Annotated in this window: 13 protein-coding genes; all 13 read right to left on the reverse strand. The window is 39.7% G+C overall.

Annotated features, from left to right (window positions below; all coding sequences use genetic code 11):
• Positions 1-3 precede the first annotated feature (3 nt).
• Positions 4-1,407, reverse strand: a complete 1,404-nt coding sequence (locus tag D0T56_RS15005; protein ID WP_163320981.1) for a DUF4960 domain-containing protein — start codon at positions 1,405-1,407, stop codon at positions 4-6.
• 27 nt (positions 1,408-1,434) lie between these two features.
• A complete protein-coding gene (locus D0T56_RS15010; protein ID WP_163320982.1) occupies positions 1,435-3,168 on the reverse strand; it encodes a RagB/SusD family nutrient uptake outer membrane protein in 1,734 nt (577 codons plus the stop codon).
• 19 nt (positions 3,169-3,187) lie between these two features.
• The gene (locus D0T56_RS15015; RefSeq protein ID WP_163320983.1) at positions 3,188-6,295 is read right to left on the reverse strand and encodes a TonB-dependent receptor; all 3,108 of its coding nucleotides are present in this window, start codon (positions 6,293-6,295) and stop codon (positions 3,188-3,190) included.
• A 557-nt stretch (positions 6,296-6,852) separates the two neighbouring features.
• Positions 6,853-7,119 (reverse strand): HU family DNA-binding protein, encoded by a 267-nt coding sequence (locus D0T56_RS15020; protein ID WP_163320984.1) that lies wholly within the window; start codon positions 7,117-7,119, stop codon positions 6,853-6,855.
• A 35-nt stretch (positions 7,120-7,154) separates the two neighbouring features.
• Positions 7,155-7,457: a hypothetical protein gene (locus tag D0T56_RS15025; protein WP_163320985.1), complete on the reverse strand. Its 303-nt coding sequence runs from the start codon at positions 7,455-7,457 to the stop codon at positions 7,155-7,157.
• A 79-nt stretch (positions 7,458-7,536) separates the two neighbouring features.
• Complete coding sequence (locus D0T56_RS15030; protein WP_163320986.1) at positions 7,537-7,755, reverse strand: hypothetical protein; 219 nt, start codon at positions 7,753-7,755, stop codon at positions 7,537-7,539.
• A 2-nt stretch (positions 7,756-7,757) separates the two neighbouring features.
• Entirely contained in the window at positions 7,758-10,343 is a 2,586-nt protein-coding gene (locus D0T56_RS15035; protein WP_163320987.1) for a hypothetical protein, read from the reverse strand.
• Between the two features lie 122 nt (positions 10,344-10,465).
• The gene (locus tag D0T56_RS15040; RefSeq protein ID WP_163320988.1) at positions 10,466-11,020 is read right to left on the reverse strand and encodes a hypothetical protein; all 555 of its coding nucleotides are present in this window, start codon (positions 11,018-11,020) and stop codon (positions 10,466-10,468) included.
• A complete protein-coding gene (locus tag D0T56_RS15045; protein WP_163320989.1) occupies positions 10,990-11,904 on the reverse strand; it encodes a hypothetical protein in 915 nt (304 codons plus the stop codon). The genes D0T56_RS15040 and D0T56_RS15045 overlap by 31 nt, the downstream gene beginning before the upstream one ends.
• A gap of 65 nt (positions 11,905-11,969) precedes the next feature.
• Positions 11,970-12,923, reverse strand: coding sequence for a hypothetical protein (locus D0T56_RS15050; protein WP_163320990.1), 954 nt, complete (start codon positions 12,921-12,923; stop codon positions 11,970-11,972).
• The gene (locus D0T56_RS15055; protein WP_163320991.1) at positions 12,916-13,608 is read right to left on the reverse strand and encodes a hypothetical protein; all 693 of its coding nucleotides are present in this window, start codon (positions 13,606-13,608) and stop codon (positions 12,916-12,918) included. Before D0T56_RS15055 ends, D0T56_RS15050 begins: the two co-directional genes overlap by 8 nt.
• Before the next feature lie 183 nt (positions 13,609-13,791).
• Entirely contained in the window at positions 13,792-14,106 is a 315-nt protein-coding gene (locus tag D0T56_RS15060) for an RNA-binding protein (protein WP_163320992.1), read from the reverse strand.
• Positions 14,107-14,137: 31 nt separating this feature from the next.
• Positions 14,138-14,431 carry a hypothetical protein gene (locus D0T56_RS15065; protein ID WP_163320993.1) on the reverse strand — a complete coding sequence of 98 codons (294 nt, stop codon included), beginning with the start codon at positions 14,429-14,431 and terminating at the stop codon, positions 14,138-14,140.
• Positions 14,432-14,523: the final 92 nt, after the last annotated feature.

The raw sequence follows: 14,523 nt of genomic DNA on the forward strand, positions 1-14,523 counted from the left end.
TTTTTATTTGCTCATTAAATAGTTGATTGCATTCTCTGTCATTCGGGCTACATTTTCATGATATCTATCCGCCGAGATATCTACTCCGAAAGCATACCAGTCATAACATCCCGATCCGATACATACAATGCCACCCTTCGTGTCTGCCGGCAAGTATTCCCATGCTACGACAGCACCATCGCCACCATAACCTAAGTCAAGCCCTCCGGTTTTTTCTCTCCATACGTCATAATTGTCGTAGCCTCCCCAATCGGAACCGATATGCCATTGTGCCGTACTGTTGGTAATTCTGTATCCGGCACCACATGTATACACATTACTTGTTTCTCCATTCACCATTATCAGATTCTGATAAAGCGGATGATTTTCGTGCCCTGCCATTGAGAAGCTCCATGGTCCACCTGTAATTTCGCCTGTTTCTTCCGACTGTCCCCAGCAATTGTTGGGATTATTTCCATCCAGAGTTACACCTAGTTTCGCTGCATAATATGTAGCATAGCGGGTAAGCAATAAATTCATTCCATTATTATACAGTTCTTTCATCTTAACTAAAGCATTGACAGCTGAAGGAGCTGCGGTGTCAAATTTGTTCATTGAATCGATTCCTCCATCAATATGCAGGTGCCACCACATCAATTTGCATTCGCTCAGATCTACCCTGCCGGCCTGCACATCTTCAAAAGAAATATATTGAGAATTCGCAATATTATTCAACATCCAGGTAGCCGCCTCTTTTTCCTCGGCATTCAATAAGTCCATTGATGTAGCTAAGCCCACATAAACAGCACTAGGTGCATCCGTAGGAATGACGGTTACTTTATAAATTGCTGATGCTGTATTATATGTTACAGTGAAATCGACGGGATTGGTAAAATCAACAGCCAAACCTGAAGCAGGTGTCACAACAGCACCTTCAGAGGTTGTTATTGCCGGAACTAAGTTTTTTACATCAACTGTACTGGGAACTCGTACCGTAATGCTGTGTTTTCCATGGTCTATAACTCCGGAATATACGTCATTCAGCCTAAATGTCAGGATTTTAGCCTCATCATGCTTGATATTAATTGTATAGTCCATGAAGACATCTCCATTGGTAATTTTGATAACCTGAGGGAATGAAAAATTCAGGACATCGCCCACCTTTACGGAAGCTTGTGCGCCATCAGAAAATCTGATGTCAGTAATAGTCATTGCTTCCGTATCGTATATTTCGGGAACTCCTACTGTTATTGTCTTCGTTGTATGGTCTATCACTCCTGCATAATTATTATCCAGAGTAAAAGAAGTTATCCATGTATCTCCATCTAATTGGAGATTTGATGTGTTGTCATCATTACATCCTGAAGCAACAAACATGATTGCAGTTGCCAGAAGGAGTAAGTTTATTTTATTTATTATTGATTTCATATATTCGTGATTATATAAAGATTACTATTACCATCCACCAATATTCTGAGTATAATTTCCATTACTGGCACTCATTTGTGCAAATGGAATCGGCAGATATTCATTCTTATTCCTAGTAAATGAAGCGTTGGAATAAATAGTACAGTCATTAGCTTCTTGTGCAAAGAATCTGTTCAATACTTCAGCAGCTTCTCCCCATCTGACCAAATCAAAGAAACGTTCCGATTCCATAGCCATTTCTACACGACGCTCAAATTTCAATAATTTAAGAGCTTCCTGTTGTGAATAAGATCCTGTATAAGGTTGAATATTAAAACGAACACCATATTCCATTTCATAATCAGAGATCATCGCGGTGCTTTGTTTTGCACGGCTACGTACCTGATTTATCAGACTAACGGCTTCATTTATACGGCCATCGTTTAACTGAATCAAAGCTTCGGCACGCATCAATAATACATCGGCATATCGCAATACGATGCGATTCATTGGTGATCCCCACCATGAACCCTTGATTAAATAATCGCCATCGGGATCAACGTTATGCTTTAAAGTCACATAGTATCCGTAAAGTCCGTTGCTACGGCTCCATGTCGTAGATTCATCCACCATATAATTTTTATTGAACTCGTAAGGAAATCCCGGCATTCCTATAGTCAGGAATAAGCGAGGGTCTGCATAATCGGTTTGAGGATCATAATCCTGACTGTTGAATGAGTCGAATAACGGATAACCATTATTATCTGTTCTGAATGCATTTACCAGATTCTGGCTCGGTTTATAAAAGTCACAACCGCCATCAGTCACTCCGGGAATATTAGGAACAATCAAGCCATAAGACCAATTACAGTTACCATTATTAGTTCCGTCATTCATCGAATACTGCATTGCCCATAGGGATTCGGATCCATTTTCGTATTGAGGTTCCGGACGGAAATTGTTGTGAAAGTCAGGTTCCAAAGCATAACCGCCTGCCGACATAATACTATTTTCGGTATATTTCACAACCTGTAATAAATCTTCAGTGCTGATACTTGTCACTTCATGGCTATTGGCATTATCTTGACGATATGCCTTATATAGATAAGTTTTTGCCAGATAAGCAGCTGCCGCAGCCTTGGTAGGACGCCCTTTATCTGATTGTTTGGCAGGAAGGTTATCATAGGCAAACTGAAAATCATCAGCAATTTGTTGCCAACCTTCATCATTTGTATAAGCTGTATTAGAAAGAAAGTTATATTCTTCCGGCGACAGGCTGGCATCGGTAGCAAACACAATATTCTTATATAAACGTTTCAGTAGAAAATGACCATGTCCGCGTAAGAACCGCATTTCTGCAATACGTTGTTGTTTCAGTGAGTAAACATTTCCATCGACTTGTTCGAGCAATTGTAAAGATGTATTGACACGTGATATGCAATTATACAAACGTTGCCACATATCGCTGATATTCCATGCAGTAGTCATAATGCCCTGCGAAACATCCAATGCATGAAACACATCACCATCTTCCGTTCCGTTACCTCCTTTATAGGCATCGTCGGAACGCACGTCATAGTTCCACATAGAGAAAGAAGAGTTGATATCTTCGGCCGTAATCCATACCGCATAGGCAGATATAACCAGATTATCAATATAGGCGGGATCTTTAAGTTGTTCATCATTGATAGTTCCCTGAGGCACTTGATCTTCCAGAAAATCAGAACAACCGCCACACACAAGTGTAAGTCCCAGAATTGCTGTATATATTATATTTTTCATAAGAAACTGATTTATTTTATTAAAAACCGACATTAACTCCAAAAGTCAAATTCATTGGAATAGGATAACCATAGTTTGCATTTTCAGGGTCTACACCCGTAAAACTCTTGCTCTTGATAGTTAATGCGTTTTGAGCACTGAAATAGAAGCGAAGATGACTCATCTTCAATTTCTTGGCAAGACTTTCGGGCGCATTATAACCAAGCTGTACATTACGCAGTTTCAGGAACGAGCCATTTTCTACAAAATAAGTGGAAACGCGTTTTTCATTATTCAAATCACTGCGTGACAATGCAGGAATATCCGAATTAGGATTGGTTGGGGACCACGCATTGAGCACACGTTCGCCTTTGTTCAGAAAACCGATATTAAGACCGCTCCAGAGGTCAGTTTCTTTCTTCAAATCACTAATCACATCTACGCCTTGCGCTCCTTGCCAAAACATCGTAAAATCGAAGTTTTTATACTCCAGATAGATATTGAACCCATAGCTGAACGATGGAGTGGGGTCGTAAATCCATTTTTGATCTCTTTCGTCAATCACGCCATTATCGTCCAGATCGCGCCAGCGAATACGCCCCAAACCGGCACCTTCCTGTGTTGCATGGCTATCGATTTCTTCCTGAGATTTGAAAATACCATCGGCTACATAGCCTACCTGCGAACCATTGGCATGCCCAATCACGCTTTTAACTCCATTTCCACCAAAGGTTCCATTTGCGATAACTGTTGCCGGCAAGGCCGTGATTTCATTCCGATAAGAAGATATATTTGCATTTAAGTCGTACTTCAGGCCAAATGCTGTTTTATTACGATAACCCAGATTGAACTCCAAACCGTTATTCTTCATTTCTCCGGCATTGATCCATTGAGTACTGCCTTCTCCCATTGCGGCAATACCTGCCATTTGCACCAGAATATCTGTGGTTTTCTTATAGAAGACATCAAATGATCCATACAAGCTCTGATTTAGAATCGAAAAATCGAGTCCGAAATTGGTTTGGGTAGTTGTTTCCCATTTTATATCATCATTACCTATTTGATTGCGTTTGAATCCTGACTGTAAAATACTTCCTCCATTGGTTCCGGCAATGTCATAAGAAGTACCATAGCTTTGTCCTCCCGATTCTGTTACACCATAATTAGGAACATAAATCGTATAGCGGGCAATATTAGAAATTTCCTGATTACCTGTTTGCCCCCATGAGCCACGGATTTTCAAATCATCAATCCAAGTGAGGCCTTGCATGAAGTTTTCGCTGCTCATACGCCATCCCAACGAGAAAGAGGGGAATGTTGCATAACGGTTATTTTTTCCGAAACGGGAAGAACCGTCATGACGTAAGGTTAATGATGCCAAGTATTTATCATCATAAGTATAATTTAATTTCCCGAAGAATGAAACCAAAGAAAAACCTTCCGCCGAACCATAAGCCTGAGCTGTACCCGAACCGGCATTCGGCCACATATAATCAGGATTCAGAATAGTAAAATCTTCTTTATAACCGGAGAAATAACTGTCATCTTCGCGATTAAGTTCCGTTCCGACCATTGCATCACCCCGATGCTTGCCTATTTCTAAATTATAAGTGGCAATAGCATTCCACATCCATTTAGTCCAGTGTTCTTGTTTGGCTTCCACAGCATTCTTATTATTGGCAACATTTCCTTCAGTGATAGGATATGTAAAGATGCGCTGCGATTTCTGAGCATAATCTAATCCGAATGTAGAGCGCAGATTGAATCCTTTGAACGGATTGAGGTTTACATAAGCATCACCGAACATGCGCCAATATGTATAACGGTTATCTGAATTACGCTTCAATCTGGCAACCGGATTTTCACGGTCGGGATAACCCCCAACAGGACCTGCATATTCTCCATTAATGTCATAAACAGGAAGAGAAGGGTTAAACTGTAGTACATTCTGCAAAAATCCTCCCGGAGCTTGTACTTCCGATGTGCGGTTTAATGTAAAATGCTCTCCTACTGTTAACATTTTATCGACCAGGTTATACTCGGTATTCATACGTGCCGAAAAACGCTCAAAATCAGTATCTTTTATAATACCTAAATTCTTATAGTAACCCAAAGAGAAAAATGAACTCCCTTTGTCCGAACCATTGCTTACAGATACATTGTATTGCTGTATAAGACCGGTACGGGTTGTCTCATCAAACCAATCTGTATCTGCCGCCGGAACTGTGTTGCCAGAATCAAGATACTTAGACATACTGATATTGTTTAGTCGCGGGTATCCATTTGCATCATATCCCCAACTATATTTATAACCCAGAGCATTTGTATTCGGATCTTGCCCTTCATTTACATAGGCTTGCCACATGGCACGGCCGTATCCTTCGGCATTCAGTACTTCCATTTTATTGGAATACATGGAAGCAGCAATAGAAGCATCAAAATTAATCTTCAATTGACCGCTTTTGCCTTTTTTAGTCGTAATGATAATAACACCATTCGCAGCACGAGACCCGTAGATGGAAGCAGAAGCTCCATCCTTCAAAACCTGTATAGACTCAATATCATTACCATTCAATTCGTGCATTCCGGCTTTTGTCGGAACGCCATCTATAATGTAAAGAGGGTCATTATTATTCAATGTTCCGATACCACGAATACGGATAGTAGCATTACCGCTAGGACTACCATCTGCCGTAATATTCATTCCGGGAACACGTCCTTGCAAAGCCTTCATCGGGTTATTCTCGTTCTGCTTCGCAATATCATCCACGCTGACCACAGAAATGGCTCCTGTCAGGTCGGCTTTACGCTGAGTGGTATATCCCGTTACAACTACTTCTTGTAACACTTCTTGATCTTCTTCCAAAGCAATATTCAATGTAGCCTGCGCTTTTACCCGAATAGCCTTAAATCCGATGTAAGAAATGAGTAGTTCTGTTCCGTTTTCAACCGATAGTGTAAAGTTTCCATCAAAGTCGGTAGAGGTTCCATTTGTTTTCTTATTAGTATCCAATACCGTAGCGCCAATAATTGGTTCTCCATCTGTTTTGGAAACCACTTTTCCCTGTACTGTCAGGGTTTGCGCCTGTACAATGGTGCACATTAAAAGGAATAGTGCACATAGAAGTAATTTTTTCATGCCTTCCATTCTTAGATTCTATTAATTAAATATTTTAAACAATTGTATTTTATTAAGGAGATCACTGTCCGTCTTTGATTTTGACATTCCTTCGAACTCTGTCTCCCGAGCATAGATAGCCCCGCAATGTGGAAAAAAGGACAACAAGAAAATTTTTCTTATTTTTTTCATCATGGTATTAATTTATGAAATTACTATTACAAACTGATCTGCATACAAAGAACATTTTTTTAAAGCATTAGAACTGTAAAAAAATGTTCAAAAACCATCAAAAATGTTGCTTTTTATTATAAACCAAACGACGTATACAGATAAATAAGAATAGATAATTATGTTATTTACAGATAGGTATGCGATATTTAAGCAGAAAATATATAAATCAACGTAAATCTATGAATACTTAAGTTATAATAGAAGATGTTTCGCTAACTGAAAGATAGAGGAATAGAGACTTCATCTAAATACAGAAGTTTTCTCTTCCTTAAGTAGAAAAAGAAAATGCCTATTTTGGATACAATATTCCAAACAGGCATTTTTTTATGTTAAATTCAGTAATACTACTCTTTTTATCCAATCCGAAACTCCTTCGAAACCTTAAACGCCGGAGCCCGATGAGCCGGAACAATAACCTGTGTATTGGTATTGATATTACGAGCTTTCTTCTCCGCTTTATGCTTCACTACGAAATTCCCGAACCCCCGCAAATGAACATCCTCGTCATTTGCCAAAGATTTCTTTACTGTCTCCATAAACGATTCAAGAACATTGGATACAGAAGCTCTGCTAACACCCGTATTCTTTGAAATCTCACTGATTAAATCCGCTTTTGTCATTTTTTCTCTTGTTTTAATATGATTAATAAATAAGGTCACAGACCTTTTTGTTTTTTGCCCTCTTCACAGTTAATAGCCTCGGTAATTCTTCTTAATTGTTCGATCCGTTCTTTATTCTGCCGGATGAATTTTTCCATTTTCTTTTTCCTGAGCGCATCGTAATATCGCTTACGCTCAGGGGTTAGCTGCTTGGCTCTTTTACAGAATAGACCTTCTTTCTCATAGATGTTTAGATACCTGTGAAATTTTTCTTTTTTAAGAGAAGGGTCCTTCGAAGCCCGGCATACAGCCTTTACCAATAATAATGGCGGTTCGGGAAAAGGTTTCTTCGGCGTCATATTCATAATAATATCATAAACCACCGGAACCTCATACTTTAAGAAAAAGCCCAACCGTGTCTCTTCGAAAAGGAACCTTTTATGTGTCCCCCTTGGCCGCCCGTCCTCTTTTCTTAGTTTTCTGTTCCCGTTCGGGGCTCTGGTCTGTCTCAGTTTCCCGTATAACTTCGCTTTCGGCATCTGCTTGTTGTATTACCGGATCAACTTCCGTTTCAATTTCAATTCTCTCTGGTGCAGGCAGGTTATTCTCTATATTATTCCTGCTTTCAATGTCTTTTTGAATGTTTATCCGTTTCATAATTATGTCATATAAGTAAAATGAATCTCTGTATTTACATTGTACCAGCCACTTTCATATATCAATATTTTCCGGGTATTTCCCTGTATTACAAAAGAAGCTCCACGATTGTATTTATGGTCATCATTATAGTCGGCAAAAGAAGTCCGCAATCCGTATTTGGGTGGAGAAATCTGGTTCGGAATAATGGCTATCGTCCCTCCTTTGTTACTGCCATCCCGTTTCGCCGTATTAATGATTCCCTGGATACAAACAACATTCCCGATCTGACGGATAAAAAGATTACGAGTGTCCGTTCCCGACCCTGAATTATTCATCTGTATCCAGCCCGTATCTATTAATTTGGTTTGGTACTCATCTGCATAAGCCGCCCCGATGGTGCGACAAACTAGTTTTTTCGCATCGGCATTAGGTAAAGATAAGTCTGTCAGTTTCGAATCTCTCCGGAGATAATTCTCCGAAACGTCTTCCTTGCTCGGAGCATTCAATTTATCCCGGAGTATTTTCTGAGCCTCCGATGTGTTTTTTCCTTGTTTTACCAAATGTGTAATATAATCCTGAAACAAACTCTCCACAGATGCAAATTTAGCATCAGCGCTACTTTTGGAATAAACGCCGATGTTTGCGGCAATGGTACTTTTCTGACTGTCATTGTAGCCATCCAACAACAGGTTCGCTTTCTTTGCAAACTCCTTTACAATATGAGAAACCAATGAATAACCTTCTGTTTGGTTAATTGTTTTTCCTTCGTTATCGACACCCTGAAAATTTCCGGTTTTTATATCCTCCAGTTTTTTCTTCTGGTCATTGGTAAAAACAGCACCTGTATAAGCCGCATCTGTTGACAGTTTCCCTTTGAGCAGGTTATCTATTTCCGTTGTCGAGTAAACGGATATATTTTTTCTCGCCTGTGCCTTGTCCGGTAAGTCTGAGAGATTGGAAGCCTTGGCAAGTTTTAAATCCCCGGTACCTTTTTTCTCGGCATCAATATTGTTCCTGACAGTGCTTTGCTTTTGTTCCTTCTTCTGGGTGATCTGTTCTGTTGTAAGCCCGTTGACTTCATCTGCCGTCAATGTTACAAGCTCCAACAAATTACCCGACACCTTCAAAAATCCGGAATTAACTTCCGCTTTAGAAAACACATCCAGATTAGTCCGTGCCTTCCCTTTATCTTTCAGGTCACTTAGGTTTTCTAAGATTGTCAGTTTCTTGCCCAATGCCTCAGCTACTTCCTTGGCACTGACAAAACCTTCCCCTTCGTTATTGATGCTTCCCTGACTGATTGAATCCAGTTTCTTTTTGTACTCTGTGGTAAAATCTTCCGTGGAAAGCTGCTTTCCCGCAACAATATTTACCTTTTTCTTCAGCTCTGCTGTTAATGAAACTTGAGTAACATAGGTCGAACCAATAGCAATACCGTTAATCCTCAGTTCCCCTAAAATATCCAGATATCCTTTCGTTGAAACGACAATATTTCCGATGTTATTTTTAATAAGGAAATCAAAGGAATCATTCGCCACATAACCAATTGCTGCAATCTCTTCCTTGTCGCTATCCGTCCAACTAAATGTACCGGTCAAACGCTTATCCGATTTCAGGAAAGAAGTATTTGACAAGCTAATTCCTTTTCCGGAAGTATTTACATAAAACGGACAATTCACATAGACCGATGATGTCTTTCCGTTTACCTGAAACAAGGGTGTTGCTGAACCCTTGCCGTCAAATACATTCAGGTTCCGAAATTTTGTTCCTTCTTTATTGTATCCTACCTTGTTTATGTCTACCGATCCATCATCCGTTGCGTCATCCGTGTTTATTATATTTGATCCGTAAATATGAATTGCCCCGGTTTGCGATGTCGTTGCTGATGAACCAGAATAAGAAATCCCGCTTTCAGTAACGGTTGCTATAACCTTGCCTTGTTTCATAAAGCAGAAGCTGCCATCTGTTGAAATTACAATTTCATTGATTAGTAATCCGTTCAGGTAAGCTCCGACTGATCCGTCCCCGCTTGCTTTGACTATATTTCTTAATGTATAGCCGTTTTGGGTATTCACCACAGATACGGATGTCTTTGATTCGATATCCTTTTCTCCCGAGAACTTTCCTGCTACGACCAGATCCTTTTTTATGGTTTGTTTAGCAAAAGGTGTCTCCAGTAAAACGGCATAGCGCCCAAAGAACTTATCAATGAACCGCGGTGAATAATCCTGTTTCAGTTCTATAAACTGAGGAACTTTCCCTGTTACCGCATCCGGGATATCCGGAACAGATGTGCCTCCGACACACAGGTAGTTAGTTCGCCCCTTCTTATTTACTTCATTGGCATAGGTTGTTGTATCCGTATTGTTCTTCTCATAAATATAGTATGGGAACGTGATATCCTTAACGCCCTGAAACAAGCGGATTTTTCCGTTGATCCAGACATAACCTTGAGATATTTCATTACCGGATACTTCCAGGCCGGATATGATAAAATTGGAACATTCACTAAAAATGGAAGTCATGCTCAAGGACAACTCCTGCAGGTTCAGTATGTCATCAGAGTAAGTGTATCGTCCTCCCGTTTCGGCTATATATTCTTTCATGTGTCTATTTTTTTATTTTTTAATGTGTTCAATTACATTAGTCGTTTTACATACGCTTCGCTCCTGTGACCGTTGGTTGTCGTGACTCGGCATAATCAAAACGAGTTTTGCTTCTACTCTCGCTACTTAAAACGTTCAATCTCTTTTGTATTAATCTTGATCAGATAAGTCTTTCCGGCGATTTTATATGTGTTCACAATATACGTGAGCATATAGACGAACTCATTCTCAGGAATATTGATCTCCGGGACACATACCATGAAGCTGACCTTATTGATAACTTTTTCTTCCGTTTGGAAATAGAATTCCCTCGGTTTTTCTAACGGATTGACGGTAGCAACCGTTTCGTTTTCATACCAGACAGTAAACGGTTTTCCGTTCTGTGCATTTTCATGGTAGATATCCACGCCGATTGAAGTACTGTCCTTTATATAGATACTTTCATCCGGATTGGCAAGATATTTTTTAAACTTACGGTTTAAATACCATTCAAAATACACAACCTGGCTGGTCATACGGGCCTCAATCTGTTTTTCCTTTGCAAAGATTATAAACCGCTCATTCAAGGTGTAAAGCGGATAAACAAGGCTTTGCAGGAACAGGATATATTTCCTGCCCGGTAAATAATGCGGAGCAAGCTGGTTTATCAACCTGTCTGTTGGCAGTTTGTATCGCATCCGCTATCTATTATTAGTTTAATGGACTGACGAAAACCGGGTAATTCCTGTTCTTCACCTTTTCCTGTTGACTGCCGGATGTACCCGGAACTTGTATGTGTCATCCGGGCTATTTTTTTAGATTGGGCAATAAATCCGTCACTGTCATAGCAGGCCAGAAATATTCCCTGTTCGGGAACAGCCGATGTATCGATATACACATCGGTTACATGTTCCGCTTTTTTGATGGCTTCAATGACTTTGGAGACATACACACCGGCATCAAATTCAATATTCATTATATACTCATTCAACTTCTCCTCGATGGCATCGTATATTTCCGATTCCATAACCGCCCCGTCATAGTAAACCGAAACTCTCGGAATAAGCACATCCCCGTTATGGCTTGTTACTTCAATCCGTGTTCCGGCAAACTTGATCTGGTTGATATAAGCATTGATCATAACTAAATCTTCCGGTGATATAGCTGAAAGATTTCCTTTTGTCCCGGTCGCTACTTTCAATATAAGTTTGTTATCCAGATTTACATCGCTGCTGCTTTCCGAATAAGATACACGGGTAATGATGCGTTTACTTTCGTCTATTGTATTATACCCGAATGCCAACCCGTCTTCCCTGACGGTTAGGATATCTCCCTTTTGATAACTAAGCAGAGCATTGGCATAATATACCGGAGTGCCGTTGACCCGATTGTTAATCGTTGTCGATATATCGATAGCAAACACATCCAGGATTGTTTCAAAAGCATAGATTACCGCTGCAAAAGCCCATGTCATGCCATTCATGATCGACATTTTGGAGTCATTGGAGAACTCGGATAACTCCATGCGTTTGTTACGTTCCTTTATCGCTTCACTGTAGATTTCCTTAATGGTCCGGCTCATAGTTATTCTGATGTTTTATCAAAGAATAGAGCCTCTTTTGGTTGTTTGTTTACTGCTATCAAAACTTAATAATCGTGGTTGGAAGATGTAGGGAGATACGTGTAGATAATATTGTTAATATCAAAAGCCCATTGCCCACCCTCATTCCAGGCAGGTTCATTGGTCAATACCCATATTGCTTCCATGCCGGATGAAAGTATATAATTTCCGTTTTCATCCTTTTGGGGCTCCTTGTATTCTCCTGAAGGTTTAGTCGTAAGTGTAACAATACAATTCCGTCTTCCGTAATACTGTTTTACAAGTGCTATCAGGTAATTATCCAGAATTTGCCGTGGAATATCCGCATCCGTAAGGTCCAGCTTCATCAGTTTCTTGCAATTAAGTAGTGGAAGTAAATCAGAGGTTTTCAATTCACATAGGTTTATGTCATAGGTATCATTCAGTAGATGAAAGAAACCAATATCCAAATGAGTGTCATTGATTACAAATTTTTCTATATTTACAGGAGACAAGAGCAGCAGGGAATCAACGCTGCATAGGCTCAGGTCAATTTGTTTTATCGCAAAATCCCCGTACAGGTATATCCTCCTTTCAGAAGCTATTCGGCTGTTGAAGAAATGTCCGATGTGTTTAGGTTCATTTTCTAAACTGATGACTTCTATCGGCGAATTATCCCCCCAGTCGATTTCCATAATACCGTTCCCTGATATAGAGAAAGCAGCGGAAGTTCTTTGACTATTCAACCGGATAATAATTCTCCGTGGATAGGATGATTCTTTATAATAAACCTGCCGTTCCCCGTTGGCCGGTATAAGGTTATTCATCCTGAAATAAGATACAATGTCCTTATTGATAACAAAATCATCGGTGAAAATAAGTTCGTCACCGGCCTTCAATTCATCAGCCAGTGAAAGCCCGGAATTATTCATCATCAAATCGACTATTCCCTCTATCGAACCGTAGATATGCATGGATATGTCGAACAGGTTCTGTCCGCTTGTTACTGTATATTTACCCATTTTTCTCTTTTACATCTAAATACAATTCTCCCGTTATGGAATCCATATATGCCTCATTGATCAACATATTATCGTTTTCAAACTCCTGTTGAAGTTTAGCTGCAAGCCCTGTATTCTCAAAGTTCCCGTGAAGGAAATCAATGAGTCCTACTCCCGTAGTCGGGAACTGGTAAAGGTTTCCGGCTCCGGCTTTGAGCAGGAAGATCTCATTTTGCTTGAGCGCCGCCTTGATCTCGAAATCCGTTTCATCACCGCTGTAAACCGACAGGTAACCGTCTTTTAAGATCAGGTTATAAAAACCGTTCTCATTCAACCCTATAAATTCCGGTAAGAAGATGCTCTCTTTTTCATTACCTTCCGTTTCCCTGAATACCGGATACCACAATTTATTATCTGTTTTATTGAGGATATACTCAGTAGAACCATTCGCATGTTCAATGCGAAAACGAAGCTTGAGCTGTTTGTAGATTGGTGTATACGGTATATAGATATGAATGCCGTTTTTATCCTTATATTTTGTTTCAAAACCGGAAGGTACACTGATCTCCCCGTAACGGTAATTATCATTGTCTTCTACCGGAATTTCATCCAACAGTAGGAATCCGTAGATAACTTTATTGGCCCGGTTGTCTGTTGTCTCCACTTCCCCGTGTACAGCATCCGTATATATGTCTTGTCTTGCCATAAGCCGGTTAAATTAAAATCCCCGGAGTACATTTGAGCATCCGGGGTGCAGTCTAATACTCTCATTAAAGAGTAGAATATGACAAGGGTAAAAGTTTTAGGTCGCAGACCTTTTTATTACTTTGGCAAGTGAAATAATCTAAGTCAATTAGATCACAGAAGTATCCAATTAAATACTGACCTGCTACTTTTCATTATACAGTTTTTCTACGCAGCCCCACATGTCGTCAGGCAGGCTCTCATCAGATATCCGTTCACAGGCTTCTTTCAGGTAATTGATTTCTTCATTCGTAAAATCTACCGAAAGCGGAACATCTTTCTCTGTATCCCATTCAATACGCTTGGTCTCTTGGTTTTCTTTCAATCCGACAGTATTTCGCTCTTCTTCCGTGATCTCTATTTTGCGAAGAATTTCTTTTTTCAGGTTGAACTGTTTGAAGTTTCCTTCTTTGGGCAATAATGCCGGAATGTACAGGCGGTCTTTAATCAATAATTCCATTTCTGTCTTTTTTTAGTTTTTACAATTTCTGTTATTTCTTTTGTATCAGGGCTTCGACATCCGTTTTGATCATAACCATGAATCCCTCGAAATCTTCAAAGAACAAAGATGTCTTTATATGATTAGGCAGGGAACAGGTAATCTGCCCGTTGTCATAAGATATATTCCCGATATAAAGCTCATTTTGATTCTCATCCGGAAAACCGGAGATGGATGCCAATACACGTACAAGCGTATTTCCGGAAACGGTATATTCAATCTGATATTTTCCGTTACTTGTCTCTGCACTTGCCTGTTTGGTGATAACTGTGTTTGTTACTTTCATTTTTTAATTCGTTTTAATTTATACTTATTCGTATAAGAATAATTCAAGTTGCTATTTATAGTTTGTATAATTTATCGAATGTATATGCCCAG

The sequence above is a fragment of the Dysgonomonas sp. 520 genome (genome assembly GCF_010501095.1).
Taxonomy (GTDB): Bacteria; Bacteroidota; Bacteroidia; order Bacteroidales; family Dysgonomonadaceae; genus QVMP01.

Coding starts and splice junctions, on each gene's coding strand:
- D0T56_RS15050 (WP_163320990.1), bottom strand. CDS start 12,923: ATGGGTAAATATACAGTAACAAGCGGACAGAACCTGTTCGACATATCC.
- D0T56_RS15040 (WP_163320988.1), bottom strand. CDS start 11,020: ATGCGATACAAACTGCCAACAGACAGGTTGATAAACCAGCTTGCTCCG.
- D0T56_RS15015 (WP_163320983.1), bottom strand. CDS start 6,295: ATGGAAGGCATGAAAAAATTACTTCTATGTGCACTATTCCTTTTAATG.
- D0T56_RS15065 (WP_163320993.1), bottom strand. CDS start 14,431: ATGAAAGTAACAAACACAGTTATCACCAAACAGGCAAGTGCAGAGACA.
- D0T56_RS15020 (WP_163320984.1), bottom strand. CDS start 7,119: ATGACAAAAGCGGATTTAATCAGTGAGATTTCAAAGAATACGGGTGTT.
- D0T56_RS15030 (WP_163320986.1), bottom strand. CDS start 7,755: ATGAAACGGATAAACATTCAAAAAGACATTGAAAGCAGGAATAATATA.
- D0T56_RS15035 (WP_163320987.1), bottom strand. CDS start 10,343: ATGAAAGAATATATAGCCGAAACGGGAGGACGATACACTTACTCTGAT.
- D0T56_RS15045 (WP_163320989.1), bottom strand. CDS start 11,904: ATGAGCCGGACCATTAAGGAAATCTACAGTGAAGCGATAAAGGAACGT.
- D0T56_RS15005 (WP_163320981.1), bottom strand. CDS start 1,407: ATGAAATCAATAATAAATAAAATAAACTTACTCCTTCTGGCAACTGCA.
- D0T56_RS15010 (WP_163320982.1), bottom strand. CDS start 3,168: ATGAAAAATATAATATATACAGCAATTCTGGGACTTACACTTGTGTGT.
- D0T56_RS15060 (WP_163320992.1), bottom strand. CDS start 14,106: ATGGAATTATTGATTAAAGACCGCCTGTACATTCCGGCATTATTGCCC.
- D0T56_RS15055 (WP_163320991.1), bottom strand. CDS start 13,608: ATGGCAAGACAAGACATATATACGGATGCTGTACACGGGGAAGTGGAG.
- D0T56_RS15025 (WP_163320985.1), bottom strand. CDS start 7,457: ATGACGCCGAAGAAACCTTTTCCCGAACCGCCATTATTATTGGTAAAG.